Origin of the sequence: Streptomyces sp. NPDC057099 (genome assembly GCF_042671245.1) — a bacterium.
GTDB lineage: Bacteria > Actinomycetota > Actinomycetes > Streptomycetales > Streptomycetaceae > Streptomyces > Streptomyces purpurascens.
On record NZ_JBHUTX010000059.1, the window covers coordinates 1 to 25605 of the forward strand.

Below are 25605 nucleotides of genomic sequence, written 5' to 3' on the forward strand. Positions count from 1 at the left end.
TCCGGCAAGACCGCCCCTGACATGCCAGCAGCCAAGTACACTCCCGACGATGCCTCTGACCAGGCCAGATAGCGAAACGCTGCTGGAGTACTAGGTGACGCAGGCCCGGTAGCCGGGGTGGGTCTCGCTCGGTACCGACGCGGTCAGTGCCTTCGGGGCGGGTGGGGGCCCCAAGTCGACCTGATTACCCGTCAGAAAAGTCAGCAAGTGGTCAGCATGAGTCCTGAGGCACCCTGCGGAAGCTGCCCGAACATGCGACTCGCTGCGGAGTGCGGGACGCAGGGGCCGACCCCCTGGAGCCCAGGCCAAGACACTGATGGAGAGTCCCGGAGCGCGGCGGGACGCCTCCTGCTCGCTTCGGATCGATCCCGCATGCCCCTCTGTCCACTCCACTGCACATTCCTTTGGAAAATGCCAAAGCGTTCACCTGCACCGAGCACACACCGTAGTGTCGTGCTCACGTTCGCGGGAACGGCCGTGCAGGGGAGGGGGATTCGGCGTGCCCGGAATTGACGAGAGTCTGCTGGAGGCCATGCGGTTGCCCGGCGCGCGAGGGGCATCGGTGGTCGACTGGATCAGTGGTCTCGCCCTGGGCGCCGTGGGTGACGCACCGGGCGGTGACCTGGAGGCAACGGCGGCTGAGACCGCCGAACTCGCCCGACTCGCCACGGAGAGCGGCCTCCTCGCGCCGGCCGGCGGCGATGAGGGAGAGGTGTCCGGCAAAGAACCACCCGTACAGGATTTGATCATCACGAACGCCGACTCGTACCACCTGCTCAGGTTCGTCAGCACGACGTTCGACAGCACCGTGTTCCTGCACTTATGGCTCGACCGAAGTGACGGCAACCTGGCTCTGGCCCGCATCCGGCTGGCCGAGATGGCGGACCGACTGGTGCTCGGATGACCATGACCATCCGCACCTCACGCACGGACGAACCGGCCTCGGCCCTGCTCGGCACCCTTGCCGAGCAGGGTGCGAGCGGCGCCCTGTCCACCGAGTCGGGCATCGTCTACCTGGCCTCGGGACACGTCGTCCATGTCGAATCCGCCGTCACACCCGCCCTCGGCGACCTGCTCACCCACAGCGGTGCGCTCGCCGCGGACGGCTGGTGGGCGGCGATCGACCAGGCCGGCCGCCGTTGCCGGGTCGGCAGGCAGTTGGTCGACAGCGGCCACCTCGCCGCCGGCGCGCTGGAACTGTGTCACCTGGGCGCCCTGTTCGACGCGGCGTACTTCGTCCTCGCCCACGACGGACCGGCACTCCGCTTCCGCCCCGGAGTCGCGCACTGGCTCGGCGCGGTCCGCTCCGTACCGGTGGACGCGGTCCTGCGCGAGTCGAGACGCCGCCGCGAACTGCTGCACCGGATATGGCCCGAACCCGGCGTCGACCTCGCCCCGCTCGCCCGGGTGCCCGACGCCGCCCCCTCGGACCTGCCGGCCCGCCGCAGCCGCACCCTCGCCCAGGTCGACGGCGTCCGCACCGCCGCCCAGATCGCCACGGCCCTCGCCTGTCGCACCTTCCATACGCTCGTGGAACTCCGCCGCCTGGCCGCCGCCGGGATGGTCGTCCCCGTAGCCACAGTCCCAGCCGCGGCCACAACCACAGCCCCAGCCACAGCCGCGGCCCCAGCCACAGCCGCCCCCGCTCCCTCCCCGTTCCCCGCCCCCGCGTCCGCCGAGCCTGGCCCCGCCCCTCGTCCGGTGGCGCCGGACGAGCCCGAAACCGCATTGCTGCGACGGCTCCTGCACGCCTTGGAGGCACTGTGATCCGCGCGCGAAGACAGCGTGCCGAAAGGAGAATGCTCATGGCCGTCGAGACCGACGTCCTGGACGAACTGCGTCGGCTCCGCACCCGCATACCCCGGCTGACGGGCTCCCTCGCGGCCACCGTCGACGGACTCGTCCTCGCCCATGACGTGCCGGAGACCGAGCCGGAGGGACTCGCCGCACTCACCGCCGCCGCCCTCGGTGTCGCGTACCGCATGACCGACGCCTCCGGCCGCGGCGACTTCCGCGAACTGCTGGTACGCGGCTCCCGGGGCTACGTCGCGACCTACGCGGCCGGAGCCACCGCCGTTCTCACCCTCCTCGCCGAGGACCGCGTCAATGTCGGCCGCCTCCACCTGGAGGGCCGCCGCAGCGGCGCCCGGATCGCGGACCTGGTGGCCACACGCGTAGGACCGGGCACCGGCCGCCACGCCGACCGGCCCGCGCCCGCCGAACACCGCGCCGCGGCGCTCCCGGTCACGGCCCGCCCCATCGGCACCCTCCCGGTCCGCACACCGCAGCGGCCCACCCACCAGCCACGCCCGCAGACCGGCATCTGAGCCATCCGAACCTCTGGACCGACGAAGCAACACCGATCGAAAGGAACTGACTTATGGCGAACACGGAGACCGCGCTGAAGGAATGCCTGAGCTCCATCGACGGAGCCACGGCCGCCGCACTCGTCGACTACACCAGCGGCATGGCTCTCGGCACGCTCGGCAGCACCAAGGACTTCAATCTCGAAGTCGCCGCAGCCGGCAACACCGACGTCGTACGGGCCAAGCTGCGCACCATGGAACTCCTCGGCCTGAAGGAGGAGATCGAGGACATCCTGATCACTCTGAACACCCAGTACCACCTCATCCGCCTGATCAAGGGGCGCGGAGGCAGTGGACTGTTCCTCTACCTGGTGCTCGAGGGGAGCCGGGCCAACCTGGCGATGGCCCGCCACCAGCTCCGCCGGATCGAGACCGATCTGGAGGTCTGAGACGGCACCGTCGTGAGCCCGCTCGACCGGTCGGGGCCCTCCGCGAGCAACACGGCGGAGGGCCCCGGCCTTGCCGTACGGTCCCGACTACCGTGGAGGCCATGACGGCACCCCTGGACGTGCTGGTGGTGGGCGCGGGCCCGACCGGACTCGCGCTCGCGACGCAACTGCGCGCGTACGACACCCCGTTCCGGATCGTGGACCGCTCACCGGACCGTGCCCGGGAGTCACGCGCGCCGGCCATCCAGCCCCGAACTCTGGAGATGCTGGCCGGATTCGGCGTGACGGACGATTTGGTCGACCGGGGCAGTACGGCGGTCCGGCTGCACCTGCATCTGCCCCGACGGGAGCTCCAGGTGCCGGTGTTCGACGTCGGCTGCGAGGACACCCCGTACCCCTTCCTGCTCTTCCTCCCGCAGTCGGAGACCGAAGCCGTCCTGACGGCCCGGCTGGCCGCCCGGGACGTGAAGGTGGAGCGGGGCACGGAACTGGTGAGCACCGAGCGGGAGGGCGAGTACGTCAGCTGCCGACTCCGGTGCCCGCACGGCAATGAGGAGACCCTGCGGGCCCGCTACGTCGTCGGCTGCGACGGGGCGCACAGCACCGTGCGCACCCAGGCGGGCATCGCCTTCGAGGGGCACGCCTATCCGCAGACGTTCCTTCTGGCCGATCTCGAGGTCGACGGGCTGGAGCCGGGCGCCGCGCACACGTACATGACCGCGGCCGGGATGCTGTTCTTCTTCCCGCTCGGCACACCGGCCACCTGGCGGATGATCGCGATGCGCCCGCCGGGTTCCCGCGGGGGAGAGGTGACACTGAGCCTCCTCCAGCAGCTCGCCGACGACTGGACCACCGACCGCGCCGGCCATGACGACCACCGGCTGCTCCTGCGCGATCCGGTCTGGATGACCGCCTTCCGCCTCCACAACCGCGGCGCCACCCACTACCGCCACGGCCCGTTCTTCCTCGCCGGGGACGCGGCGCACATCCACAGCCCGGCCGGGGGACAGGGCATGAACACCGGCATCCAGGACGCGCTCAACCTGGGCTGGAAGCTCGCCCACGTCTGCCGGGGCGCGGCGCCCGAGGAGTTGCTGGAGACGTACGAGGCGGAACGGGCCCCGGTCGGCAACGGCGTGCGCAGGCTCACCGACCGCGCGTTCACCGTCGGCACGAGCGGCAACCCGGCCCTCCGGCTCGCCCGCACACGTCTCGCCCCGCGCCTGGCCCCGCTGCTGCTGCGCACGACCGGCCCCCGCGCACGACTCTTCCGTACGGTCTCCGAACTCGGCATCCACTACCGCCGGGGACCTGCCTCCACCACCGGACCGCACCGACCACGACAGGGCCCCCAGGCGGGGGACCGGCTCCCCGATGTCCCACCCGGACTGCACCAGCGCACCTCCGCACGGGGCTACCACCTCCTGCTCACCGGCCCTGCCGACCTCTGGCCCTCGGCATTGCCGCCGCGCGGACGTCACGACCTGCTCAGCGTGCACCACCTGGGCACGGACAGCCCCTGGCCGGACGTCACCCATGCCCTCGTACGCCCCGACGGATACGTGGGTTACGTGGCGCGCGGCAACGACCTGACCGGTCTGCGCACCTACCTCGAGCGCTGGCTGCCGGGCCTGGCTCTCTAGGTCAGCGAAGACCCGCGAGCCACTCGATCAGGAGCCGGTTGGTCTCGTCGGGCCGTTCCTGCTGAAGGAAGTGGCCGCAGTCCTTCAGGATGTGAGAGGTCGTCAGGCCGGGCAGAGTGGTCGGGTAGGCCTCGATCGCGTCGGCCAGCCAGGTCGTGGACGCGTCCAGGCTGCCGCCGATGAACAGGGACGGCTGGGTGACGGGTGCGCCGGCGAAGTCGGCCAGGTCCTCCCAGTCGCGGTCCATGTTGCGGTAGCGGTTCAGGGCGCCGGTCATCCCCGTACGCTCGAATTCCCCGGCGTAGACGTCGAGGTCGGCCTCGTCCAGCCAGTGCGGCAGCGGGCCGGCGGGGAAGCGGTCGCGCAGCCTTCCTCCGCGGCCGACGAAGTGCGGGTCAGGAGCGTCGGCTTCGGGCATCGTGTCGGCGGACAGGGCGGCGTAGAAGCCCGCCAGCCAGCCGCGCACATCCGGCTCGATCTCGGCCTCGGCCCGGCCGGGCTCCTGGAAGTAGGAGACGTAGAACTCCTCGTCGCCGCCCATCCGGGCGAAGACCTCGCCGGGCCTCTGGCCGCCGGGCGGGGTGTAGGGCACGCTCAGGAGCCCCACCGCGCGGAACACCTCGGGCCGGAGCAGCGCGGAGGTCGCGGCGATGCTCGCACCCCAGTCGTGTCCGACGACCACCGCGGACCGCTCGCCCAGTGCCCGCACCACGGCGACGTTGTCCTCCACCAGCTCCCGCATCCGGTACGACTCCACCGCCGCGGGCCGGGACGAGCGCCCGTAGCCGCGGACGTCGACAGCCACCGCGCGATAGCCGGCGGCGGCGAGCGCCGGCAGCTGGTGGCGCCACGCGTACCAGGACTCGGGGAACCCGTGGAGCAGCAGAACAAGCGGTCCGTCTCCCTGCTCCACGAGGTGTGTGCGACCGGCCGGTGACGGCACCAGACGGTGGGTCGGGCCGGTGGCGGACGTCTGCGGCATGGATCCTCCCGGGGGACTCGGCTCCCTTGATCATGCTGCGCCCGGCGGGAAGAACGTGAGGCCTGTTGCCGGAACGGCAACAGGCCTCAGTTTCATGCCAGGTCAGCCGTGGTACGTGATGTACCCGTTGCCGTCCTTGTCGGAGCCGCTCTTGGTGTACGAGTGCACGTCGGCACGGCTGCCGGACGGCTTGTACACGTAGATCGTGTCCTTGTCGTTGTTCCACATGAAGTTGCAGTTGTCGCGGTAGACGACGTTCTTCGTGTCGGAGTCGGACCCGTGGCCGCCGCGCAGCTTCACATGGTCACCGGGCTGCAGCGTGTGGCCGGCGGTGAAGGTGAACTTGTTGCCGGCGGCGTCCTTGACGACGTACCCCTTGAGGTTCACGGTCGTCGACCGCGAGTAGTTCTCGATCGTCAGGTACTCCTCGTCGGTGTTCCCCGTCGAGCAGCTGTTTGAGTCGCGTCCCGGAGCGTCGTACTGGATGCCGCGGATCTTCAGTGCGGAGCTGTACTCGGCGGCCTGGGCCGGAACCGCCGTCAGGGCGGTCAGGGCTCCGGCAACGGCCACCGTGGTGGCGACAAGGCGTATGTGCATGGACGTTCGTCCCCCCTTGCAAGACCCTCTTGTGAAGGTCGCGTGATGATTCGGTGAAGCATGCGGATCGTACACGCTTCAAGCACGCATAAGGGCGGGTCCGGTGACATTGCCACCGGACCCGCCCCACAGGCCTACAGGACGGGCGTCAGGCGCCGCTCGCCCGCAGCATGTCCTCGCGCTCGACGAGCTTCACGCGCTCGCGGCCTTCCGGCTCGCCCAGCGCCTTCTCCGCAGCGTCCAGCTTGTACCAGCCCTCCCAGGTGGTGAAGCGGACGTTCCGCTCGGCGAGGAACGCGTCCACGGCCTCGGGGGCGGGGGTGGCGGGCGTCTGCAGCCGGCCGTTCGCGTAGTCGTCCAGCAGGTTGGACACCGTCTCGTTGGCGTCGCCCTTGGTGTGCCCGATGAGGCCCACGGGGCCGCGCCGGATCCAGCCGGTGACGTACGTGGACTGCAGGTGCTCGCCGGACTCCTGCATGACCCGGCCGCCCTCGTCGGGCACGGTGCCGGAGTCGATGTCCCAGGGCAGCTTGGGGAGTTTGTCGGACAGGTAGCCCACCGCGCGGTAGACCGCGCCGATGTCCCAGGTGTTGAAGGTGCCGGTGCCCTTGACGTTGCCCGTGCCGTCGAGCTCCGTGCGCTCGGTGCGCAGACCGACGACCTTGCCGTCCTCGCCGAGAACCTCGACCGGCGACTCGAAGAAGTGCAGGAAGAGTTTGTGGGGCCGGTCGCCGGCGTCGCGGATCGCCCAGTTCTCCAGGGTCTTGGCGACCATGTCGGCCTGCTTGTTGCCGCGCCGAGTGGCGATCGAGCCCTCGTCGTAGTCGATGTCCTCGGGGTCGACGATGACCTCGATGTTGGGGGAGTGGTCCAGCTCCCGCAGCTCCATCGGGCTGAACTTCGCCTGCGCCGGGCCTCGGCGGCCGAACACGTGGATCTCCTTGGCCCGGTTGGACTTCAGACCCTCGTAGACGTTCGCGGGGATCTCCGTCGGCAGCAGCTCGTCCGCCGTCTTGGCCAGGACACGCGCGATGTCGAGGGCGACGTTGCCGACGCCGAGCACGGCGACCTTCTCCGCCTCCAGCGGCCAGGTGCGCGGCACGTCCGGGTGGCCGTCGTACCAGGACACGAAGTCCGCGGCGCCGTACGAGCCGTCGAGCTCGATGCCGGGCAGGGGCAGCGCGCGGTCGGCCGTCGCGCCGGTGGCGAAGATCACACCGTCGTAGAACGCGCGCAGGTCGTCCAGGCTGATGTCGGACGGGTAGTCCACGTTGCCGAAGAGCCGGATCTGCGGCTTGTCGAGGACCTGGTGCAGGGCCGTGATGATGCCTTTGATCCGCGGGTGGTCGGGCGCCACGCCGTAGCGGATCAGGCCGAACGGCGCCGGCATGCGCTCGAAGATGTCGATGGACACACCGGGGTCGGCGGCCACCTCGGACTTGAGCAGGGCGTCAGCGGCGTAGATCCCGGCGGGGCCGGATCCGACGATGGCTACCCGCAGGGGGCGGGGCATGGTCAGGTTCCCTTCGAGCGGCGACAAGCGATCTCGTCGGGAAGCCTAAACTAAGGCATGCCTAAGTCGGTACGCGGGTCCGGTCTATGAGCTCATAAGCCAACTTTATGAGCACCTCCAAGTGCCGCTTATGGCAGCGGCTGCTCCGCCCAGATGACCTTCCCGGCGGGCAGATAGCGCGTCCCCCAGCGTTCCGCGAGCTGGGCGACGAGGAACAGGCCCCGGCCGCCCTCGTCCGTCATCGTCGCGTACCGCAGATGCGGTGAGGTGCTGCTGCTGTCGAACACCTCGCAGATCAGGTTGCGGTCGCGCAGCACCCGCACGTGGATGGGGCCGTCACCGTACCGGATCGCGTTGGTGACCAGCTCGCTCAGGATGAGTTCGGTGGTGAACGACAGCTCGTCCAGTCCCCACTCGGTCAGCTGCCGGGTGACCGCAGCCCGTACCTCGCCCACCGCCGCCGGGTCGGCCGGTACCGGCCACTCGGCGACCTGGTCGGTGGCGAGCGCCCGGGTGCGTGCGACGAGCAGGGCGATGTCGTCGCTGGACCGGGCCGTGAGCTGCGAGTCGAGCACGACCCGGCAGGTGTCCTCCGGTGACTCACCGGCCCGGCTCAGTGCCTCGCGCAGCATGTCCAGGCCGACGTCTATGTCCCGCTCACGGTCCTCGACCAGCCCGTCGGTGTACAGCACGAGCCGGCTGCCCTCCGCCAGCTCCAGCTCCGCCGTCTCGAACGGCAGACCGCCGAGCCCGAGCGGGGGACCGGCGGGCACCTCCGGGAACTCGACACTGCCGTCCGGATGGATCAGCGCCGGCGGGGGATGCCCGGCCCGCGCGACGGTACAGCGCCGGGAGACCGGGTCGTAGACGGCGTACAGGCAGGTCGCGCCGGTGACCGGGGCGCTGCCGTCCTCCTCGGTCTCGTCCTGGTCGATGCGGCCGACCAACTCGTCCAGCAGGGCGATGAGTTCGTCCGGCGGGAGGTCGAGGGAGGAGAAGTTGTGCACGGCGGTCCGCAGCCGCCCCATCGTGGCCGCGGCGTACAGCCCGTGGCCGACGACGTCCCCGACCACGAGCGCGACGCGGGCCCCCGACAGCGGCAGTACGTCGAACCAGTCGCCGCCCACCCCGGCCTGTGCCGGCAGATAGCGGTAGGCGATCTCCAGAGCCCCCTGCTCGGGCAGGTTCCGGGGGAGCAGGCTCCGCTGGAGCGTCACGGCCATGCTGTGCTCGCGGGTGTAGCGGCGCGCGTTGTCGATCGAGACGGCGGCCCGCGCGACCAGCTCCTCCGCCAGGGCCAGCTCGTCCGTGTCGAAGGGCTCCGGCTTCTCGAAGCGCCAGAAGCTGACCACGCCCAGCACCAGGGCGCCGGCCCGCAGCGGCACGGTGATCAGGGAGTGGATGCCGTACTCCACGATCTGCGCGGAACGCTCGAGATCCTGTGCCTGCCAGCCGGGTGCCTCACCCAGCCGGGGTTCCAGGACGGCCCGCCCGGTGTCGAGGCTGTGGCCCTGCGGAGAGGAGTCGACGAACCTGATCCGCTCGCCGATGGGGTAGAGCGGAGCGTCCTTGCGGATCCCGCTCAGCGCCGTACGGCTCAGTGCGGCCGCCGCGTCCGGCTGCCCGCCGCCCAGCACCGCGTCGAACAGGTCCACGGTGACGAAGTCGGCGAACCGGGGCACGGCCAGCTCGGTCAGCTCCTCGGCGGTACGGGTCACGTCCAGGCTCGTCCCGATGCCCACACCGGCGTCGTACAGCATGTTGAGCCGTTCGCGCGCGGTCTCGGCCCGGCCCGACAGGGCGCGCAGCTCCGTGGAGTCGCGCAGCGTGGCGACGCTGCCGGGCGGGCCGCCCGCGCTCTCCGTGGTCCGCTGGTTGACGGCCAGGAGCCGGTCCCCGACGAGGTGCACCTCGTCCGTGGCGACGCGCCCTGAGGCCAGCAGATCGGCGGTGCCGGGGTCGAGCCCCAGACCGAGGATGTGCCGGCCCTCGGCGTCGGCGGGCAGTCCGAGCAGGCGGTGCGCCTCGTCGTTGGCGAGCAGCAGGGTGCCCGAGCCGTCGAGGATGAGCACGCCCTCGCGGACGGCGTGCAGCACGGCGTCGTGGTGTTCGTACATCCGGGTCATCTCGTGCGGCCCGAGCCCGTGGGTCTGGCGCAGCAGCCGCCGGCTCACCAGCGCGGCGCCCGCCGTCGCCAGGGCGAGGGCCACCGCGGCGGCGGCCAGCACGAGCGGCAGCTGACGGTCGGCGGTGCCGCCCACGTTCTCGGTGGTGATGCCCGCCGACACCAGGCCCACGACCTTGCCGTCCGGGTCCTTCACCGGCACCACGGCCTGTACGAGGTGGCCGATGGTGCCCCGGATCTCCTCGGTCACCGACTCCCCGGCCAGCGCGGGCGCGATGGTCCCGACGAACTTCTTCCCGATGCGGTCCGGCTTGGGGTGGGTGTAGCGGATGCCGTCGGTGTTCATGACGACGACGAAATCGACCTTCGACTGCTCGCGGGCGGCCTCGGCACGCGGCTGGAGCACCGCTGTGGGATCGGAACTCTCCAGCGCCTCGACGGTGCCCGGCGCGTTGGCGAAGGTCTCCGCGACGGCGAGCGAGCGGTTACGGGCCTCCTGGGTCGTGTCGTGCCGTACCTGCAGGACCAGCGCCACCACCGCGGCCACCACCAGCAGCAGCACGATCACCACGACGAGCAGGAACACCTGTCCGGCGACGCTGCGTCCGCCCACGGCCGATCGCAGCCCCGCCGTCGGATGCCACCGCGACGAACCCGCCTCCCACCGCTGCCGTGCGGACGGCGCAGCGCCGGGCCGCAGGGGCGATCGAGTCCCGGATCGACCCAAGAGTCGGACCATGTGCCATGTCTACACTGCCGGGCCCCACGAGGCGAGGGGCATCACCCATGGTGACAGCGGGCCCTCACGGTTTCGTCACGTCTCCCGGCGCCATGAGCGCCCGGGACCCGTCCGCGGCCGGGCGCGTACCCTCACTTTGGCCCGATCGGAAACCTTCCGCAAAATCTCCGCGGCTTGGACCTCGGGGCTCAGGTTCCCAGGGAACGCGCGAGTTCGTTCGTGGCCCGGGCGATCTCCGTGTCCTCGTCGTCCATCAGCCGGCCCAGCTCGCCGCGCCGGGCACGCACCGCCTGGCGCGCCGCACGCTCCCACACCACCGGGTTCTCCCGATGGTTCAGCAGCTTCGGATAGACGGCGGCGGTGCTCTCCCACTGCCGGGCGTCGGCGATGTTCTTGAGCAGCTGGATGATCTGGGCGCGGCAGGTCACCTGCGGCAGCTTCGCCAGCTCCCACAGGAACGGAACCGTGGCGGCGGTGGCCTGCTCCACGACGAAGCCGAACTGGCAGATCCGTTTCCGCAGGTCGTCGAGTGCGGACCTTGCGGTGTCGGGGTCGCCCCAGGCGATGCCGTTGAGCAGGAGGGGGATGGCCGCCGCCGAACCGGTGGAGTCCTGGATGTCGCCCCACGGCACGCGGTCCAGTGCCGTGAGCGGCGTGGCCCGGGCCACCCCGGTCGGGAGGTCGGGGCGCTGTGGGGGGCGCTCGCTGCTCGGGTGTTCCGTCGAAGCGCTGCGCATGGCGTGGGGCCTTTCCGCGGCAGTCGTGTCAGAGGGGTGGTCAGGTCTACGACCTGGCCCGGATCGTCTTGCCCGCCGGAGGTCGGGGCGTCCGGCCCCACTCCTCGGACAGGGCGTCGACGACGCACAGGACCCGGCCGTGCTCCGGCAGGTGGGCGGGATGCAGACCCTCGCGGCAGTGGTCGAGCGACCGGATCTGCGGGGCGGCCGAGGGAGACGGGGCGCCGGAGGGCCGCTGTCTCGTCTCCCGCATCGAGGTGCTCGCCTGTGCCCCGGCCCCACTCGGCGGCCGGAGCACGTGCTGCGCAGGTGAGGACACGGCATCTCCCCGATGCGACGTCAGAACGCGGCGTCAGCACAGGGGTTGACGCCGCAGCTATTATCCACGCTGACGGCGCTCGCGTGCAATTGCACGAGAAATTGCGTGAAAATCAAGCCGTTGTGGGTACGCAAGCCGGGGCGAGCGAGGCCGAGGAATGCGGCCGGTCTCGGCTGGACGGCCGGGCACGCCGTGCGCGGCGGGGTACGAGAACAGCAAGGAGACTGCGGTGCCACCAGTGCAGAACGGAGTGCGGGCGAGCATGTTGGACGCCTGCTGGATCAAGAGCCGGCACAGCAATGCCGAGGGCAACTGCGTCGAGGTCGCCCCGCTCGTCGACGGTGGGATCGCGATGCGCAACTCCCGTGACCCCGACGGGCCCGCGCTCGTCTACACGGCTGCGGAGGTGGCGGCGTTTGTGGCCGGTGCCAAGGACGGCGAGTTCGACCACCTGCTGTAGCGGAGCCCAACTCCCTACTTCTGCGGGGTGCTTACGGACCGATGCGGAGACGCCCGGCCGGGTGCGATAGTGTTAGTCGCCCTTGTGCCGGTCTGCTGGGAGTCAGGATGTCCGCCGCGTCGCATCGCATCTCCCGTCTGGAACCCTACCTGGACAGGCCCGAGCCGGCGCCGACTCTGCTGAAGATGCTGGTCGGTGTGCAGCTGGCCGGCTTCCGAGAGGACGCCGGGCTCGCCCAGGACCAAGCGGCACGCGCCGTCGGGTTCAGCCCCGCGAAGCTGTCCCGCATCGAGTCGGGCAAGGGCCGCCGCCCGCCTACGGAGAACGACGTCCGCGCCCTGCTGCAGCTGTACCGCACCGACGACTACGAGGTGTCGGTGCTGCTCAAGCTGCTGCAGCGGGCCGGTGAGCCGGGCTGGTGGCAGCGGTACGACAAGCGGCTGATGCCCGAGTGGTTCGACCGGCTGGTCGGACTCCAGGAGGCCGCCGCCACCATCCGTACCTTCGAGATCCAGTACGTGCCGGGCCTGTTGCAGACACCCGCCTACACCAGGGCCGTGGTGGAGCGCGGCCTGCCCAACGCCCCGGCCGGCGAGGTGGAGCGGCGCGTCGAACTGCGCAGGCACCGGGCCCGGTTGCTGCTGCGGCAGGAGGCCCCGCAACTGTGGGCGATGATCGACGAGTCCGTGCTGCTGCGCGTCCTGGGCAGTACCGACGTGATGCGGGAACAGCTCGCGCACCTCGTCGAGATGGCCGAGCGGCCGAATGTGACGCTGCAGATCGTGCCGCTCAGCGTCACCAACGCCTCGGCGCCGGCCATCCCGGTCACGTATCTGCGCTTCGGCGGCCTCGATCTGCCCGACGTGGTCTACCTGGAGCACATCAAGAGCGCGAACTTCCTCGAGGACCGCGACGAGACGGAGGAGTACCGGATCGCGCTGGACCGGCTCGCGGACGAGGCGCTCAAGCCCCGTGACTCCCTGGAACTGCTGCGTCAGGCGATGGAGCAGCGCTACCCGTGAGGTGCGGGTGCTCCAGCTACTTCTCCAGCGGAATCCGTCCCACGCCGCCGAACTCGATCCACTCGTGGGTCAGCTGACGCGGCGCCACCTCCGTGTCCGGACGCCAGGTGGACACCTCCACGAGGCCCGGCCGCAGGATCTCCAGGTCCTCGAAGTACGTCTCGACGTCCTTCGGCTCACGCACGCGGCCCCAGTGCCCCTGGGTGGCCTGGTCCATGAAGTTCGTGACGAAGTCCCGGACTTCGGCATCCTCGCTGACCAGCTGGCACATCACCAGGAAACTGCCGGGCGCGAGCCGCTCCCGGACACGGCGGGCCACCGCGAGCGGCCCGTCGGTGTCGCTGTCGGGGATGCAGTGGAACACCGAGTTGAAGAGCACGCACACCGGCTCGGAGAAGTCGATCAGCCGCTTGGTGTCGGGGTGGTCGAAGATCAGGTCGGTCTCGCGCATGTCCGCGTGGATCACGGTGGTGCGCTCGTCCTGCTCCAGCAGCGCACGGCCGTGGACCAGCACCATCGGGTCGTTGTCGACGTACACCACGTGCGTGGTGGGGTCGATGCGCTGGGCGACCTGGTGCACGTTGTCCTGCGTCGGCAGGCCTGAGCCGTGGTCCAGGTACTGCCGGATGCCGTGCTCCTCCGACAGCGTCCGCACGACGCGCTGGAGGAAACGCCGGTTGTTGAGGGCCAGATGGCGCGTGCTGGGCACGACCTTGTCGAGTTCCTCGCACGCGGCACGGTCCGCCGCGTAGTTGTCCTTGCCGCCCAGGTAGTGGTCGTACATGCGCGCTGCCGTCGGCACGTTCGCGTTGATCTCGGTGGACAACTGCTTCTCGGACTGCATCGTTCCCCCTGCAAGGCGCCGCGCCAACGGACTGGCTGGACAGGAAGTACATCCTAGGGAGCGGGAGTTGGGCGGTGCCAGCCTCTTGCGCACATGCCCCGATCGAACGACAAGATGATTTTCTCCGGCCGGGCCGTCACGGCCGCTGTGCGGCGATCATGGCCCGGTACCAGTGGTAGCTGTCCTTCGGCGTCCGCCGCTGCGTGGCGTAGTCGACGCGGACGATGCCGAAGCGCTTGTCGTAGCCGAAGGCCCACTCGAAGTTGTCGAGCAGGGACCACACGTAGTAGCCGCGGACGTCCACGCCGGCGTCCATCGCGGCCCGCAGCGCGGTGAGATGGTCGCGCAGGTAGGCGACTCGGTCGCTGTCGTGGACGGCCCCGTCGGCACTCACCTCGTCGTCCTCCGCCGAGCCGTTCTCGGTGATGTGGAGCGGCGGGAGGGCATCGCCGTAGCGCTCCTTCAGTCCCACCAGCAGATCCGTGAAGGTGCCGGGTGCGACGGGCCAGCCCATCGCGGTGTGCCGTACCCCGGGCAGTCGTACCTCCTCGTAGCGGTTGTCGGTCGCCACGCGCGGCGCCGGGTCGCTCTCGCGGTACGGGGCGTCGGCGACGACGATCGGCCGGTAGTAGTTGATGCCGACGAAGTCCAGCGGCTGGGAGATCAACTGCAGGTCGCCGTCCCGCCGGAAGTCCTGGCCGGTGATCAACTCGCCCCAGGTCTCCTCCTCGGCGGCCGGGTAGCGGCCCGCGAGGATCGGCTCGGTCCACACCAGGTTGTGCAAGGTGTCGGCGCGGATGACGGCCGACCGGTCGGCAGGGGAGTCGGTGGCGGGGAGGACGTGGTCGAGGTTGAGGGTGATGCCCGTCTCGCGTACGCCGGCCGCCCGCAACGCCTGTACGGCCAGGCCGTGCCCGACGAGCAGGTGATGGGCCGCGGCCAGCGCGCCCCGGCCCTCGCGGGCACCCGGGGCGTGCCGGCCGACCGAGTAGCCGAGGAAGGCACTGCACCACGGTTCGTTGAGGGTGATCCAGCGCGGCACCCGGTCGCCCAGACGCTCGGCGGCGACGGCCGCGTACTCGCCGAACCGCTCTGCCGTCTCCCGTACCCGCCAGCCGCCGCGGTCCTCCAGTGCCTGGGGCAGATCCCAGTGATAGAGCGTGGCCGCGGGCTCGATGCCGGCCGCGAGCAGTGCGTCGACCAGTCGCGAGTAGAAGTCGAGCCCCTTGGGATTCACCGGACCGGAGCCGTCCGGGACGATGCGCGGCCAGGCGATCGAGAACCGGTAGGAGTTCACGCCCAGATCGCGCAGCAGCGCCACGTCCTGCGGATACCGATGGTAGTGATCACAGGCGACATCACCGCTGTCCCCGTTCGCCACCAGGCCGGGGGTGTGGCAGTAGGTGTCCCAGATCGACGGCCCACGGCCGTCCTCCCGCGCCGCACCCTCGATCTGATACGAGGCGGTAGCGGCCCCGAACACGAAGCCGGGCGGAAAACTCGGGAAGCCAGTCATGCCAGTCATGTGCGCCGGAAGCTGCATCCGTGCACTTTACCGAAATCCGAAAAGGTGATCTGGTAATAGGCGGAATTGGCAGAGGGGCGAGAGGATGTGCGCGGCCGCTATTCTCACCGGATCGGGCCGATATTCCAGGAGATGACCATGGACGACTACTACGACCTCGGCACCTACAGCCGACCCGTCACCACGTCCTCTTCCGCAGCTCAGCTCTGGTTCGATCGCGGTCTGCTGTGGACGTACGCCTTCCACCACGAGGAGGCCGTCGCCTGCTTCGAAAAGGCCGCCGAGGCCGACCCGGAGTGCGCGATGGCGTATTGGGGGATCGCCTACGCGCTCGGTCCGAACTACAACAAGCCCTGGGAATTCTTCGACGACGACGAGTTGGTACGGACCGTCGAACGCACCCACACCGCCGTCGAACGGGCTCACGACAAGGCCGTTCAGGCCACCCCGGTCGAACAGGCCCTGATCACCGCGCTGCGTGCCCGCTATCCCCAGTCGGAAGCCGTCGAGGACTGCTCGGTCTGGAACGAGCCCTACGCGAACGCGATGCGCACGGTCTGTGAACTGGCACCCCACGACCCGGACATCGCCACCCTCCACGCCGACGCCCTGATGAACCTCACCCCGTGGCAGCTGTGGGACCTGAGGACCGGGCAGCCGGCCGAAGGCGCCCGGACCATGGAGGCCAAGGCCGTCCTCGACGGCGCCCTCGCCACGGAAGCCGGAGTGGGGCATCCAGGGGTGCTGCACCTGTACATCCACCTGATGGAGATGTCCCCGACGCCGGAGCAGGCCCTCACCGTCGCCGACCGCCTGCGCGGCATCGTGCCCGACGCCGGGCACCTGCACCACATGCCCTCGCACCTCGACGTCCTGTGCGGCGACTACCGTCGGGTCGTCGCGGCGAACAGCGACGCGATCGCCGTCGACGAGAAGTACCACCGGCGCGTCGGCGCGATGAACTTCTACACCCTCTACCGGGCGCACAACTACCACTTCAAGATCTACGGGGCCATGTTCCTCGGCCAGGCGCAGGTCGCCCTCGACACCGCCGCTCAGCTCGAAGCGGCCGTCCCCGAAGACCTGCTCCGCGTGCCGAGCCCCCCGATGGCCGACTGGCTCGAAGGCTTCCTGGCCATGCGCGTCCACGTGCTGATCCGCTTCGGCCGCTGGACCGAAATCCTCGCCCTGCCCGCCCCCGCGGACCCCGAGCTCTACTCGGTGACCACCGCCATGCGGCACTACGCCCGCGGCGTCGCCCTCTCGGCCACCGGCGAGATCGGCCCCGCGGAGGCCGAGCGTGAGCTCTTTCGCGAGGCGGTGAGCCGGGTGCCCGAGACGCGGATGCTGTTCAACAACACCTGCCACGACATCCTCGCCATCGCGTCGGCCATGCTCGACGGAGAACTCGAATACCGCAGGGGCAACCACGACGTCGCCTTCGCCGCCCTGGAGCGATCCATCGAACTGGACGACAACCTCCCCTACGACGAGCCATGGGGCTGGATGCAGCCCACCCGCCACGCCTACGGCGCACTGCTCCTGGAACAGGGCCGCGTGGCCGAGGCCGAGGCCGTCTACCGCGCGGACCTCGGCCTCGACGCCACCCTGCCCCGAGCCCTCCAGCACCCCGGCAACGTCTGGTCCTTGCACGGCTTCCACGAATGCCTGCTCCGGACGGGCAAGACCGGCGAGGCGGCCCTCGTCGCCCAGCAACTGAAGATGGCGACCGCCCTGGCCGACGTCCCCGTCGAGGCGTCCTGCTTCTGCCGCCTGGACACGGGGCCCGACCCTCAGAAGGACGACGCGTGCTGCCACTGACGTGAGCCGAGACGCCGCGGTCACCGGGCGTCCACCGGGCGTCTAAGGACCCTTGAGGTCCTGCCCCGTCCCTTCCTCCGACCGCGGCACGGCCAGCGTGGCCGCCGCGAGGAGCAGCACCACCGCGGCGATGACGAGCAGCGCCCGCCCGGTGCCCAGTGGCACCAGCAGCAGTGTGCCCAGCACCCCGCCGACGAAGATCCCGCCCGCCGTGGCCGTCCACCGCGTCCGGGCCAGCCGCTGCCGGGCCGACATCCCGAGCAGCGCCGCCCGAGGGCGCTTCAGCACGTCGTTGATGAGTTCGGTGATCGCGGTCTGGCTCAGCAGCGTCGGCATCCCCGGCACGTGGACCCGCAGCACGGTCGACGTACGCACCCCCATGGCCAGTGCGACGAGGGTGACGACGCCATGATCGGAACCGGCGTCGGCGGCCGCCTCGGTGCCGTGCTGCCACAGGGTCAGCGCCCCGGCGCACACCAGCAGCACGGCCTCGCTGACGAGCCCGGCCGGGAACCACGCCCTGCCCCGCTCCGCGAGCCGCTTCAGCACGACGGCCGCGGTCGCCGCCCCGGCCAAGAACGCGCCGATCGCGATGGCGGGCCGCGCCACCGGGACGTCACCCTCACCGGCGAGCGCGAAGGACAGGAAGAGCACGTTGCCGGTCACCAGCGAGCAGAACACCTCCCCCATCGTCAGAAAGCTGACGGCGTCGACGGCACCGGCCAGCAGGGTGAGGACGGTCATGACGGCCACCTGCCGGGCATCGTCCTCCAGGGCTTCGGACGCGTCGGACATTCGCCCAGTGTGAGCAGCGCTGACGGCCCTCCCCTCGCACCGCCGCCCGGACACGCCGCCGAAGGCTACGCCCGGCCTACTGTGGCCCGAGGCGGTCGTCCGATCGGCGTGCGCGGCGGCCGGACAGACGACAGATGTGCCGACGGACGGCGGAAGAGGGGGCGTGGACGCGGTGACAGCGCGATACGACGGAGAGGTCCTGGAGAACGGCGACCGGACCGGGGACCCCTGGGAGGGAGTGGACGCGGCGGCACTCGCGCGGGCCGTGCGCGCACAGGCGGAGCGGCCGGTGGCGGGCGTCGACGACATGGCGTCGTACCTCGCCGCCCAGGTGTCCGACGCGTCGCACCGCGAGGTCATCGGCCCGCTCCTCGACGGGCAGGGAGCCGGCGGTGTCGTGGTCCGGGGCGGCACGGTCCTCGCCTCCTGGGGCGACCCCACGCGCCCCGAGATGGCCTACAGCGCCACCAAGAGCGTGCTGTCGCTGGTGGCGGGCATCGCCCACGACGAGGGGGCGCTGCGCCTGGACGAGCCGGTGTCGAAGACCGTGGACCTGCCCGAGTTCGACACCCCCCACGGGCGGGCGGTCACCTGGCGCCACCTGCTGGACCAGACCAGCCAGTGGGAGGGCGAGCTGTGGTCCAAGCCGACCTGGGTGGACGCACAGAGCACCCGCGAGGGAACCGAGTCGGCGGGCGGACTCCCCGGCGCGGGCTGGGCCTACAACGACGTGCGCGTCAACCTGGCCGCGCTTGCGCTCACGGTCCTGCTCCGCCGCCCCCTGCCGGACGTGCTGCGCGAGCGCGTCATGGCCCCGGTCGGCGCCTCCGACGGCTGGTCCTGGCACGGCTACGACCACGCGGTGATCACCCTCGACGACGCGGAGGTGCCGGTGGTCTCCGGCGGCGCGCACTGGGGCGGCGGACTGTGGATCAGCGCCCTGGACCTGGCCCGCATCGGCCTCCTCTGTCTGCGGGGCGGGCGGTGGGACGGGCGTCAGGTCTTGTCGCGGCGCTGGATCGAGGAGTTGTGGACGCCCTGCCCGGTCAAGCCCGAGTACGGCCTGTCCTGGTGGCTCAACGACCACGGCACGGTTTGGCCCCGGGCCCCGCGCACAGGCCGCTGCGCCCGCGGCAACGGCGGCAACCACCTGCTGTGGGTGGACCCCGCCCGCGACCTGGTGATCGCCTCACGCTGGGGGAGCGAGGTGGAGCGGCTCCTGGCCGAGGTGTCGTCGGCGGTGCCGCCCTGTGCGCCTCAGCCGGGCAGGGCGACCGGGTGAGTCTCCGTGGCCACGTACTCCTCGCGCGGCGAGGAATCCGTCGATGTTACGTTCGCTCAGGGAACCTGACCTTGAGCGTCGAGGGAGCTTGCCATACGCACCGCCGCCCCGCACATCGCACTCGACTCGGCCGGACCCACCGCCGTCGACGGCCGCCACATCCGGGCCCTGACCTTCCAGTCCGTACGGATGGAGTACCTGCGGCGCGTACTCGGGGAACTGAACCTCGCGGCGGCCGGAAGCCGGGCGCTCGTCGTCGGCAGCGGGCGCGGCCTGCCGGCCCGCGGCCTGGCCCGGCTCGGATTCGAGGTCGTCGCCGCCGATCCGTCCCCCGCCGCGACAGCCCTGGCCATGGACGCGGACGACGGGCTGGGCGTCACATACCTGACGACGCCCGCGGAGCAACTCGACGTCCACGCCGACTCCTTCGACCTCGTGTACTGCGCCGACACCCTCGAGATCACCGGACGGCCGGACGCGGTCCTCAGGGAGGCGGCACGCGTGCTGCGCCCCGGCGCGGCCTTCGTCTACGACACGGTGAACCGCACCCCCGTGTCCCGCCTCATCTACCTCGGTGCCTTCCAAGCCTTCCCAGGAACACGGATCATGCCCCGGGGCCGCTACGCCGCGCACCGGTTGCGCCGCCCGGGGGAGCTTGCCGAGGCCCTCGACCGCGCCGGGCTGTCCGCGCAGGACGTCTCGGCGTTCAAGCCACGCGACGTACGCGGCCTGGTGCGCGCGACGCACGGGCGCAGGCGTGGCACACTGACCGACGATCAGCTGCCGGAACTCGTCGACATGGTGCTCGAGCCGGAGAGCAGCCCGGTGGTGACGTATCTGGGGTACGCGGTTCGTCGGGCCTGAGCCATGCACCCGTTCCCGGAACGGCCGGCATCGCTCCGGGGCGGATGCGAAAGGGTGCGCCCGCGGTCGGACCGCCCGGAGAACGTCAGCTCGGACAGCTCTGCTCAAGAGCCGGATCCCGTTCAGGAAGGGCCCTACATTGGCGCCATGAGCGGTCACTCCGAAGAGCCTGTCACGCCTGTTGAGGCCTATGAACCCCCCTACTACGTGGCTGTCTTCACCACCGTGCGAACCCAGGACCAGAGCGGCTACAGCGAAACCGCCGCACGCATGGAAGACCTGGTGAAGGACGTCCCCGGGTTCCTGGGGATGGACCACGCGCAGACTCCCGGCGGGCTGGGCATCACCGTCGGATACTTCCGCGACGCCCACGCCCTCACGGAGTGGCGGAGCAACACCGAGCACCGCGCGGCGCAGAAGCGCGGGCAAGCCCAGTGGTACCAGAGCTACACGCTGCATGTGGCGAAAGTGGAGCGGAGTCACGGATTCACACGAGCGGAGGTCCCGCAGAACCCGACAGCGGGCTGACCGACCGACGTCACCTCAGCGACCGTCCGCGCCGGCCGGCCCGAGCAGGGTCCAGCGCCGGGCGCTCGGCCGTATGGCGGTATGGAGATGCCCGGCTGCGCACAGCCGGAGAGCATGTGGTGGGCGGTCGCGAGGTGTCCCACCTGCTCTCGTACGCATGCGCTGAGTCGTGCGAGCGGTGGCACGGTGGCGTGGGCCGCCTTGCCCGTTCCATGAACGCCGCGCCCATCGGAAACCGCGCCTGCAAGGCGGGGACCAGGGACACTCGGCCTCGCAGAGGAGTAGTGCATGCGCGTCCTCATCCAGATGCGACCGGAACGCGACGCGGTCGCCGCCGTCATCGATCCACGTGTCACGGTCACGGCGGATGAGGTCGCGGGCCGGGTACCTGGCGTCGATCTCGACCCGACCTTTGCTCCCGTGGCGGCCCCCAGGCCGCGTCCGGTCGGTGAGAGCCGGGACCCGCTCTCGCTCGAGCAGCCACTCACCTTCTCCATGAGGGCCGAAGACGCCGGCGTCCTGGTTCGTGGAACGATCCAGGACTACGACACCGCAAGCCGGCTGGGGATGCTCGCCGTGGCGCGTCCGGACATCATCGGCGTCTATGCCGATCCGGTCATCACCACCACGCCCACCTGCGAAGGCGACTCCCCGGTAGGCAACTGGAAGGACGTCGAGAACCACCTCGCCGAACTCGGAGCCGAGGGGCTGGAGGGCGAGAACGTCCCCGTGGCCGTCCTGGACGGGGGCATCAACGCCCAGCACCTCAAGGAGGAACTGGGCCGTCCCGTCCCCATCGACGCGGCACGCAGCTGGAATCCCGCAAGTGTGGTCGGCCAACCCGGCCACTTCGACGTCGGCCACGGCACGATGTGTGCCTTCGACGCCCTCATCGCCGCACCCAAGGCCACCTTGCTCGACCTGCCGGTGATGCGTTCGCTGCACCCAGGTGCGACCTTGATCAGCGGACTGCTGTCGGACTCCGTTGCCGCCTCTTCCCACCTGTGGGGCCTGCTGGAGGCCATGGACCCGGACCGCAGGGCTCTGGTCGTGAACTACAGCTTCGCCTCCTTCTCCCCCGAATTGGACTTCCCCCCTGGCCACCCGGGCAACTACTCGGACAACCCCGCGCACCCCTTCAACCTCATGGTCACCGCTCTGGACAGCGCCGGAGCAGACGTCCTTTTCGCTGCGGGCAACTGCGGTCGCGACTGCCCGCAGCCCCAATGCCGGTTCCCCGACCGGCCGATCGTCGGCGCCAACTCTCACCCGCGCGCCCTGTGTGTCGGCGGAGTCGACACCCGCCGTGACCGTGTCGGCTACTCGTCCCAGGGGCCCGGCCGGCTGAGCCACCGCAAGCCGGACATCTGTGCCTACACCCACTTCGACGGCTCCCATGCCTTCGGCCCCCAGAAGCCGGACAGCGGCACCTCGGCTGCCTGTCCGGTTGCCGCTGGTGTGGTCGCGGCCATCCGCTCCCAGTGGCCCGTGGGCTCCCTGTCGCCGAGCCAGATGCGCACCCTCTTGCGACGCACGGCCGATGACCGAGGCGCCGCCGGGTTCGACTACAACCACGGCTACGGCATCGTCAGCGCACCCGGCATCGTTGACGCTCTGCGCCGCCGCAGGAAGAACGGGTTCCGGTAAGCAACCCCGGAGGAGATCCAAGGCCCCCGACGCACCCGGCGTTCTCTTCACCGTCCACCTCCCGCCGGGGGCTACGGACGAGGTCCATACCGACTACGGCCTGATCGACCTGCACGTCTGCGCCCCATCCAGTCTCACTCACGTTTGACCGTCCCTCCCGAGGTCACTCGGGAGGTGACCCCGGAGTCGAACACGACTTGGAGTGAGCGAATCGTGGCTGGAGAGCAGAAGTCCAAGGCGAAGGCCGAGCAGGCCAAGGGAAAGGCCAAGGAGACGATCGGCCGTGCGGTGGGTAACGAGCGGCTGACGGCCGAGGGCCGGGCCGAGCAGTCCAAGGGAGACGCCCGGCAGGCCAAGGAGAAGAGCAAGGACGTCTTCAAACACTGAACGCGTCGGGGCCCTGCTGCGGCAGGGCCCCCGTCACGTGCCCGTCGGGAGCCCCGCGGTGCTCGCGTCACCGCGGCGGACCCGGCAGACGATCACGGCCGTGAGCCGCTCGTACGGAATCGGCCCGACCTGCCGCGAATCCCAGCTGGTGGCGCGGTGGTCGCCCAGTACGTAGACGTGTCCGGCGGGCACTCTGCCCGTCCCCGCGTCCGGCACCGGAACCGCTTCGCCCGGAAGGGCAGCGACCCGCTTGATCATGCACGTGGGTGATGCGGAATCGGCGGTGCGATGGCCGGGCGCCGGCTTCAGTCTGATCGCCACCACCGTTCCGCGTCGTACCACCCGCATCAGGGACATGACGCGCACCAGGCGTACCGGAAGCCTGGCGGCCAGCAGCCGGTCCCCGTCCGCGAAGGCCGGACGCATGCTGCCCCCGCTGACATCGAGCAGGACACAGCTCCTGCGCAGGACGAGGGCGAGCACTCCGACCGTCAGGACCAGTGCTGCCGGACCCGCCGGACCCGGGCTCATCGGCATCACGGGCATGCCTCCTCCGTCTCGGCCGGTTCCGCTTCGTCCCGGTAGCCGCTGGACTGGAGTGTGAACAGCCGGTGGTAGGTGCCGCCGCGGGCGAGGAGCCGCCGGTGGTCGCCGAGCTCGCGGACCTGCCCGTCCTCCAGGACGGCGATGACGTCGGCGTCCTTGACCGCGCCGAGCCGGTGGGAGATCAGCACGCTGGTCCGCCCGGTACGGCGTTCGCGCAGCCGGGCGTGAATCTCGTACTCGGCCGCCGGGTCGAGGCCCGAACTGGGCTCGTCCAGGATCAGCAGATCCGCGTCCGTACGCAGGAACGACCGGGCGAGGCCCATCCGTTGCCACTGTCCGCCGGACAACTGGACCCCGCTCCCGCTGCCGTCGCCCTCGCCGGAGCGGAAGGTCCGGCTCAGCATGGTCGCGTAGCCGCCCGGCAGCCGGGCGAGATCCTCGTGCATTCCGGCCAGCCGCGCCGCCTCCTCGCAGCGCCGGGGTGCCTCGAGCGCGGTCAGCTCGCTGATGGCGATGTTCTCCCGGGCCGTGAGGTCGTAGCGCATCGGGTCCTGGAACGTGGCGGCGATGCGTGCGCGCAGTTCGGCCGCCGGGATGTCGCGCAGGTCGGTGCCGTCCCACAGGATGCGTCCGCGGGTGGGGTCGTAGAACCGGCACAGGAGCTTGACCAGCGTGGACTTTCCGGAGCCGTTGACGCCCGCGAGGGCGAGTGCCGTGCCGCGTTCGATACGCAGGTCCACGCCCCGCAGCACCCAGGGAAGTTCGTCCTCGTAGCGGAACCAGACGTCCTGGATCTCGATCGCCTCGCGCAGCGGGCCCGCCGGGCGGGGCCGATGCGGAGCGGGGAGATCGGGTCCGAGCCGGACGATGGTGACATAGTGGTCGAACATCACCAGCGAGTGGTGTGCCTGGCCCAGTTCACCGGCCAGTCCGCCGATGCCGCTCTGCACGGCGGGGATCGCGGCCAGCAGCATCGAGACGTCGCCGACGGTCATCGCCCCGCGCGACGCGGCCCCGACCGCCCACAGCAGGCCGGCCCCGGCGAGGACGGCGGCGGCGGTCTGGAGAGTCGACTGGATGCGCAGTTCACTGCGGTCCATGCGTTCCCGCAGGGCGTCGGCCGCACGGCGCTCGCCCATCATCCGGCCCCGCAGAAAGCCCCCGGCGCCGTAGAGCCGGATCTCCTTGGCGGCTTCGACGCTGGTGAGCAGGGTCGCGTAGAAGATCTCCCGGCGCTCGGAGGGGCTGATGTCCCAGAACGTGCGGGCGCGACTGCGACTGAGCGTGATCTCCGCCCAGAGCACCGGAAGGCCGGAGAGGGACACCACGGCGGCCAGGAAGGGGTCGAGGACCGCGAGGGAACCGACGAACCCGGCCAGCAGCACGGCGCTGCGGGTCAGACCGGCCGCCCCTTCGACCACCTGGGAGGGGGCGAGTCCCCCCGCCTGCTGAGCCAGCCGCAACTGGTCCAGGAACTCGGGGTGTTCGAACCGGCGCAGCCCCGTGAAGGTGTCGACCGCCGCGTGCAGGTCCTCGTGGGCGCGCAGGCTGGTCGCGCGCGTCATCCCGGCGCGCAGATAGCCGGTGAGCTGAGGGGCCACGGCGGCCACCGTGCTGACGGCGGCCAGGGTGGCCGCCGGAGCGGCGATGCCGACGGAGGAGGTTCCCGACGCTCCGGAGGTGAGCGTGTCGAGGATGTCCTTGACCAGCCAGGTGGCCACGACGGGGGCGGCCGCCGACACCAGGGTCACGGCGAGATGGCTCGCCAGCACCCACGGGGACGAGCGGAAGGCGAGCCGGAGTGCCAGGCACAAGGCCCGGCCCAGGTCCCGGACGCCGGGAGTGGCGGGAGCGCTGCCGGGGCGGGCGGACGTACGGGCGGCGCCGGCGGGAGTGCCGCTCATGCCGACCCGACCGGCGAGGCGGCGAGCGCCGCGTTGCCCACGGCCAGCACGGTGGGCGCCGTTCCGCCCGAAGCCGAGACGGCGAACCGGGAGGGAAAGGCCGTGACGCCGAAGGCGGCGGTGCAGGGGCCGTCGGGTTCCTCCACCAGTACCCGTGCGACGGGGGCGAGCCGGCGGGCCATCCCTTCGGCCTCCGCCGTCTCGTCCGGCGTGGCACCGGGCGACACGACGACGGCGATCACCTGGCTACGGCCGCCCATCGTCCCGGCCTCCTCGACGAAGGCGGGCAGCTTGTTCCGGCACGGCGCGCAGCCGGTGGTGAAGAACGCCACCAGGGCCCCTTCGGCGAGGTCCCTCTCGGTGAGCGGGGCGGCCTCCACGCAGCGCGTGGCGAAGGAACCCACGGTCGCTCCCACGGGGATGCCGCCCGTGTCCGCCCCCATGGTGCTGTCGGGCCGGTCGCGGAGTCTGCGAAGGACGGCGAGGGTCAGCAACAGATCCCAGACGCACAGGGCGGCGACAGCCACGAGGGCGACGGCCAGGTAGACCATGACGGGCCTCTCCGGATAG

Annotated in this window: 25 protein-coding genes; 13 read left to right on the forward strand and 12 right to left on the reverse strand. The window is 70.8% G+C overall.

Annotated elements, in window-relative coordinates:
- Nucleotides 1-499 precede the first annotated feature (499 nt).
- The 5 genes from ACFT4A_RS37925 to ACFT4A_RS37945 all read left to right on the forward strand — a co-directional run bounded on the left by ACFT4A_RS37925 (nucleotide 500) and on the right by ACFT4A_RS37945 (nucleotide 4398).
- Nucleotides 500-904: a hypothetical protein gene (locus ACFT4A_RS37925; protein WP_382839937.1), complete on the forward strand. Its 405-nt coding sequence runs from the start codon at nucleotides 500-502 to the stop codon at nucleotides 902-904.
- Nucleotides 901-1767: a hypothetical protein gene (locus ACFT4A_RS37930; RefSeq protein WP_382839939.1), complete on the forward strand. Its 867-nt coding sequence runs from the start codon at nucleotides 901-903 to the stop codon at nucleotides 1765-1767. The genes ACFT4A_RS37925 and ACFT4A_RS37930 overlap by 4 nt, the downstream gene beginning before the upstream one ends.
- 38 nt (nucleotides 1768-1805) lie before the next feature.
- Nucleotides 1806-2327: a roadblock/LC7 domain-containing protein gene (locus ACFT4A_RS37935; protein WP_382839941.1), complete on the forward strand. Its 522-nt coding sequence runs from the start codon at nucleotides 1806-1808 to the stop codon at nucleotides 2325-2327.
- Nucleotides 2328-2380: 53 nt separating this feature from the next.
- Entirely contained in the window at nucleotides 2381-2755 is a 375-nt protein-coding gene (locus ACFT4A_RS37940) for a hypothetical protein (protein ID WP_382839943.1), read from the forward strand.
- A gap of 101 nt (nucleotides 2756-2856) precedes the next feature.
- Nucleotides 2857-4398: an FAD-dependent monooxygenase gene (locus ACFT4A_RS37945; RefSeq protein ID WP_382839945.1), complete on the forward strand. Its 1542-nt coding sequence runs from the start codon at nucleotides 2857-2859 to the stop codon at nucleotides 4396-4398.
- A 1-nt stretch (nucleotide 4399) separates the two neighbouring features.
- On the opposite strand, the gene ACFT4A_RS37950 is transcribed toward ACFT4A_RS37945, so the two are convergent.
- The 6 genes from ACFT4A_RS37950 to ACFT4A_RS37975 form a co-directional block, all read right to left on the reverse strand.
- Nucleotides 4400-5380: an alpha/beta fold hydrolase gene (locus ACFT4A_RS37950; protein ID WP_382839947.1), complete on the reverse strand. Its 981-nt coding sequence runs from the start codon at nucleotides 5378-5380 to the stop codon at nucleotides 4400-4402.
- Between the two features lie 102 nt (nucleotides 5381-5482).
- Nucleotides 5483-5977 (reverse strand): lamin tail domain-containing protein, encoded by a 495-nt coding sequence (locus ACFT4A_RS37955; protein WP_382839949.1) that lies wholly within the window; start codon nucleotides 5975-5977, stop codon nucleotides 5483-5485.
- 148 nt (nucleotides 5978-6125) lie between these two features.
- Nucleotides 6126-7490: an FAD-dependent oxidoreductase gene (locus ACFT4A_RS37960; RefSeq protein ID WP_382839951.1), complete on the reverse strand. Its 1365-nt coding sequence runs from the start codon at nucleotides 7488-7490 to the stop codon at nucleotides 6126-6128.
- A 128-nt stretch (nucleotides 7491-7618) separates the two neighbouring features.
- On the reverse strand, nucleotides 7619-10354 hold the full coding sequence (locus ACFT4A_RS37965) for a SpoIIE family protein phosphatase (RefSeq protein WP_382839953.1): 2736 nt from the start codon (nucleotides 10352-10354) through the stop codon (nucleotides 7619-7621).
- Nucleotides 10355-10542: 188 nt separating this feature from the next.
- Entirely contained in the window at nucleotides 10543-11091 is a 549-nt protein-coding gene (locus tag ACFT4A_RS37970) for a hypothetical protein (protein WP_382839955.1), read from the reverse strand.
- 46 nt (nucleotides 11092-11137) lie between these two features.
- On the reverse strand, nucleotides 11138-11344 hold the full coding sequence (locus ACFT4A_RS37975) for a hypothetical protein (protein ID WP_382839957.1): 207 nt from the start codon (nucleotides 11342-11344) through the stop codon (nucleotides 11138-11140).
- Nucleotides 11345-11639: 295 nt separating this feature from the next.
- On the opposite strand from ACFT4A_RS37975, the gene ACFT4A_RS37980 reads away from it, so the two are divergent.
- Together ACFT4A_RS37980 and ACFT4A_RS37985 are read left to right on the forward strand one after the other, a co-directional pair.
- Nucleotides 11640-11870 (forward strand): DUF397 domain-containing protein, encoded by a 231-nt coding sequence (locus tag ACFT4A_RS37980; protein WP_382839959.1) that lies wholly within the window; start codon nucleotides 11640-11642, stop codon nucleotides 11868-11870.
- A gap of 107 nt (nucleotides 11871-11977) precedes the next feature.
- Nucleotides 11978-12892, forward strand: coding sequence for a helix-turn-helix domain-containing protein (locus ACFT4A_RS37985; protein WP_382839961.1), 915 nt, complete (start codon nucleotides 11978-11980; stop codon nucleotides 12890-12892).
- A gap of 16 nt (nucleotides 12893-12908) precedes the next feature.
- On the opposite strand, the gene ACFT4A_RS37990 is transcribed toward ACFT4A_RS37985, so the two are convergent.
- Both ACFT4A_RS37990 and ACFT4A_RS37995 read right to left on the reverse strand, forming a co-directional pair.
- Nucleotides 12909-13736 (reverse strand): SAM-dependent methyltransferase, encoded by an 828-nt coding sequence (locus ACFT4A_RS37990; RefSeq protein ID WP_382839963.1) that lies wholly within the window; start codon nucleotides 13734-13736, stop codon nucleotides 12909-12911.
- A 136-nt stretch (nucleotides 13737-13872) separates the two neighbouring features.
- The gene (locus tag ACFT4A_RS37995) at nucleotides 13873-15252 is read right to left on the reverse strand and encodes a GH1 family beta-glucosidase (RefSeq protein WP_382840023.1); all 1380 of its coding nucleotides are present in this window, start codon (nucleotides 15250-15252) and stop codon (nucleotides 13873-13875) included.
- 147 nt (nucleotides 15253-15399) lie between these two features.
- Here ACFT4A_RS37995 and ACFT4A_RS38000 point away from each other — a divergent pair, with 147 nt between their 5' ends.
- On the forward strand, nucleotides 15400-17082 hold the full coding sequence (locus ACFT4A_RS38000) for a hypothetical protein (RefSeq protein ID WP_382839965.1): 1683 nt from the start codon (nucleotides 15400-15402) through the stop codon (nucleotides 17080-17082).
- A gap of 42 nt (nucleotides 17083-17124) precedes the next feature.
- On the opposite strand, the gene ACFT4A_RS38005 is transcribed toward ACFT4A_RS38000, so the two are convergent.
- Nucleotides 17125-17877: a YoaK family protein gene (locus ACFT4A_RS38005; protein ID WP_382839967.1), complete on the reverse strand. Its 753-nt coding sequence runs from the start codon at nucleotides 17875-17877 to the stop codon at nucleotides 17125-17127.
- Nucleotides 17878-18049: 172 nt separating this feature from the next.
- Between ACFT4A_RS38005 and ACFT4A_RS38010 the strand changes: the two genes are divergently transcribed.
- From ACFT4A_RS38010 to ACFT4A_RS38030, 5 genes are all read left to right on the forward strand, one after another.
- A complete protein-coding gene (locus ACFT4A_RS38010) occupies nucleotides 18050-19159 on the forward strand; it encodes a serine hydrolase domain-containing protein (RefSeq protein ID WP_382839969.1) in 1110 nt (369 codons plus the stop codon).
- A 189-nt stretch (nucleotides 19160-19348) separates the two neighbouring features.
- Nucleotides 19349-20023 carry a class I SAM-dependent methyltransferase gene (locus ACFT4A_RS38015; protein ID WP_382839971.1) on the forward strand — a complete coding sequence of 225 codons (675 nt, stop codon included), beginning with the start codon at nucleotides 19349-19351 and terminating at the stop codon, nucleotides 20021-20023.
- 147 nt (nucleotides 20024-20170) lie between these two features.
- Entirely contained in the window at nucleotides 20171-20551 is a 381-nt protein-coding gene (locus ACFT4A_RS38020) for an antibiotic biosynthesis monooxygenase family protein (protein ID WP_382839974.1), read from the forward strand.
- 288 nt (nucleotides 20552-20839) lie between these two features.
- Nucleotides 20840-22198, forward strand: coding sequence for a S8 family serine peptidase (locus tag ACFT4A_RS38025; protein ID WP_382839976.1), 1359 nt, complete (start codon nucleotides 20840-20842; stop codon nucleotides 22196-22198).
- Nucleotides 22199-22411: 213 nt separating this feature from the next.
- Nucleotides 22412-22585 carry a CsbD family protein gene (locus tag ACFT4A_RS38030; RefSeq protein WP_382839978.1) on the forward strand — a complete coding sequence of 58 codons (174 nt, stop codon included), beginning with the start codon at nucleotides 22412-22414 and terminating at the stop codon, nucleotides 22583-22585.
- Between the two features lie 33 nt (nucleotides 22586-22618).
- On the opposite strand, the gene ACFT4A_RS38035 is transcribed toward ACFT4A_RS38030, so the two are convergent.
- From ACFT4A_RS38035 to ACFT4A_RS38045, 3 genes are read right to left on the reverse strand one after another with little or no spacing between them, the layout of a single operon-like run.
- Nucleotides 22619-23131 (reverse strand): S26 family signal peptidase, encoded by a 513-nt coding sequence (locus ACFT4A_RS38035; RefSeq protein WP_382839980.1) that lies wholly within the window; start codon nucleotides 23129-23131, stop codon nucleotides 22619-22621.
- Nucleotides 23122-25035 (reverse strand): ABC transporter ATP-binding protein, encoded by a 1914-nt coding sequence (locus ACFT4A_RS38040; protein WP_382839982.1) that lies wholly within the window; start codon nucleotides 25033-25035, stop codon nucleotides 23122-23124. The genes ACFT4A_RS38035 and ACFT4A_RS38040 overlap by 10 nt, the downstream gene beginning before the upstream one ends.
- Nucleotides 25032-25586, reverse strand: coding sequence for a hypothetical protein (locus tag ACFT4A_RS38045; protein ID WP_382839984.1), 555 nt, complete (start codon nucleotides 25584-25586; stop codon nucleotides 25032-25034). Before ACFT4A_RS38045 ends, ACFT4A_RS38040 begins: the two co-directional genes overlap by 4 nt.
- Between the last annotated feature and the right edge of the window lie 19 nt (nucleotides 25587-25605).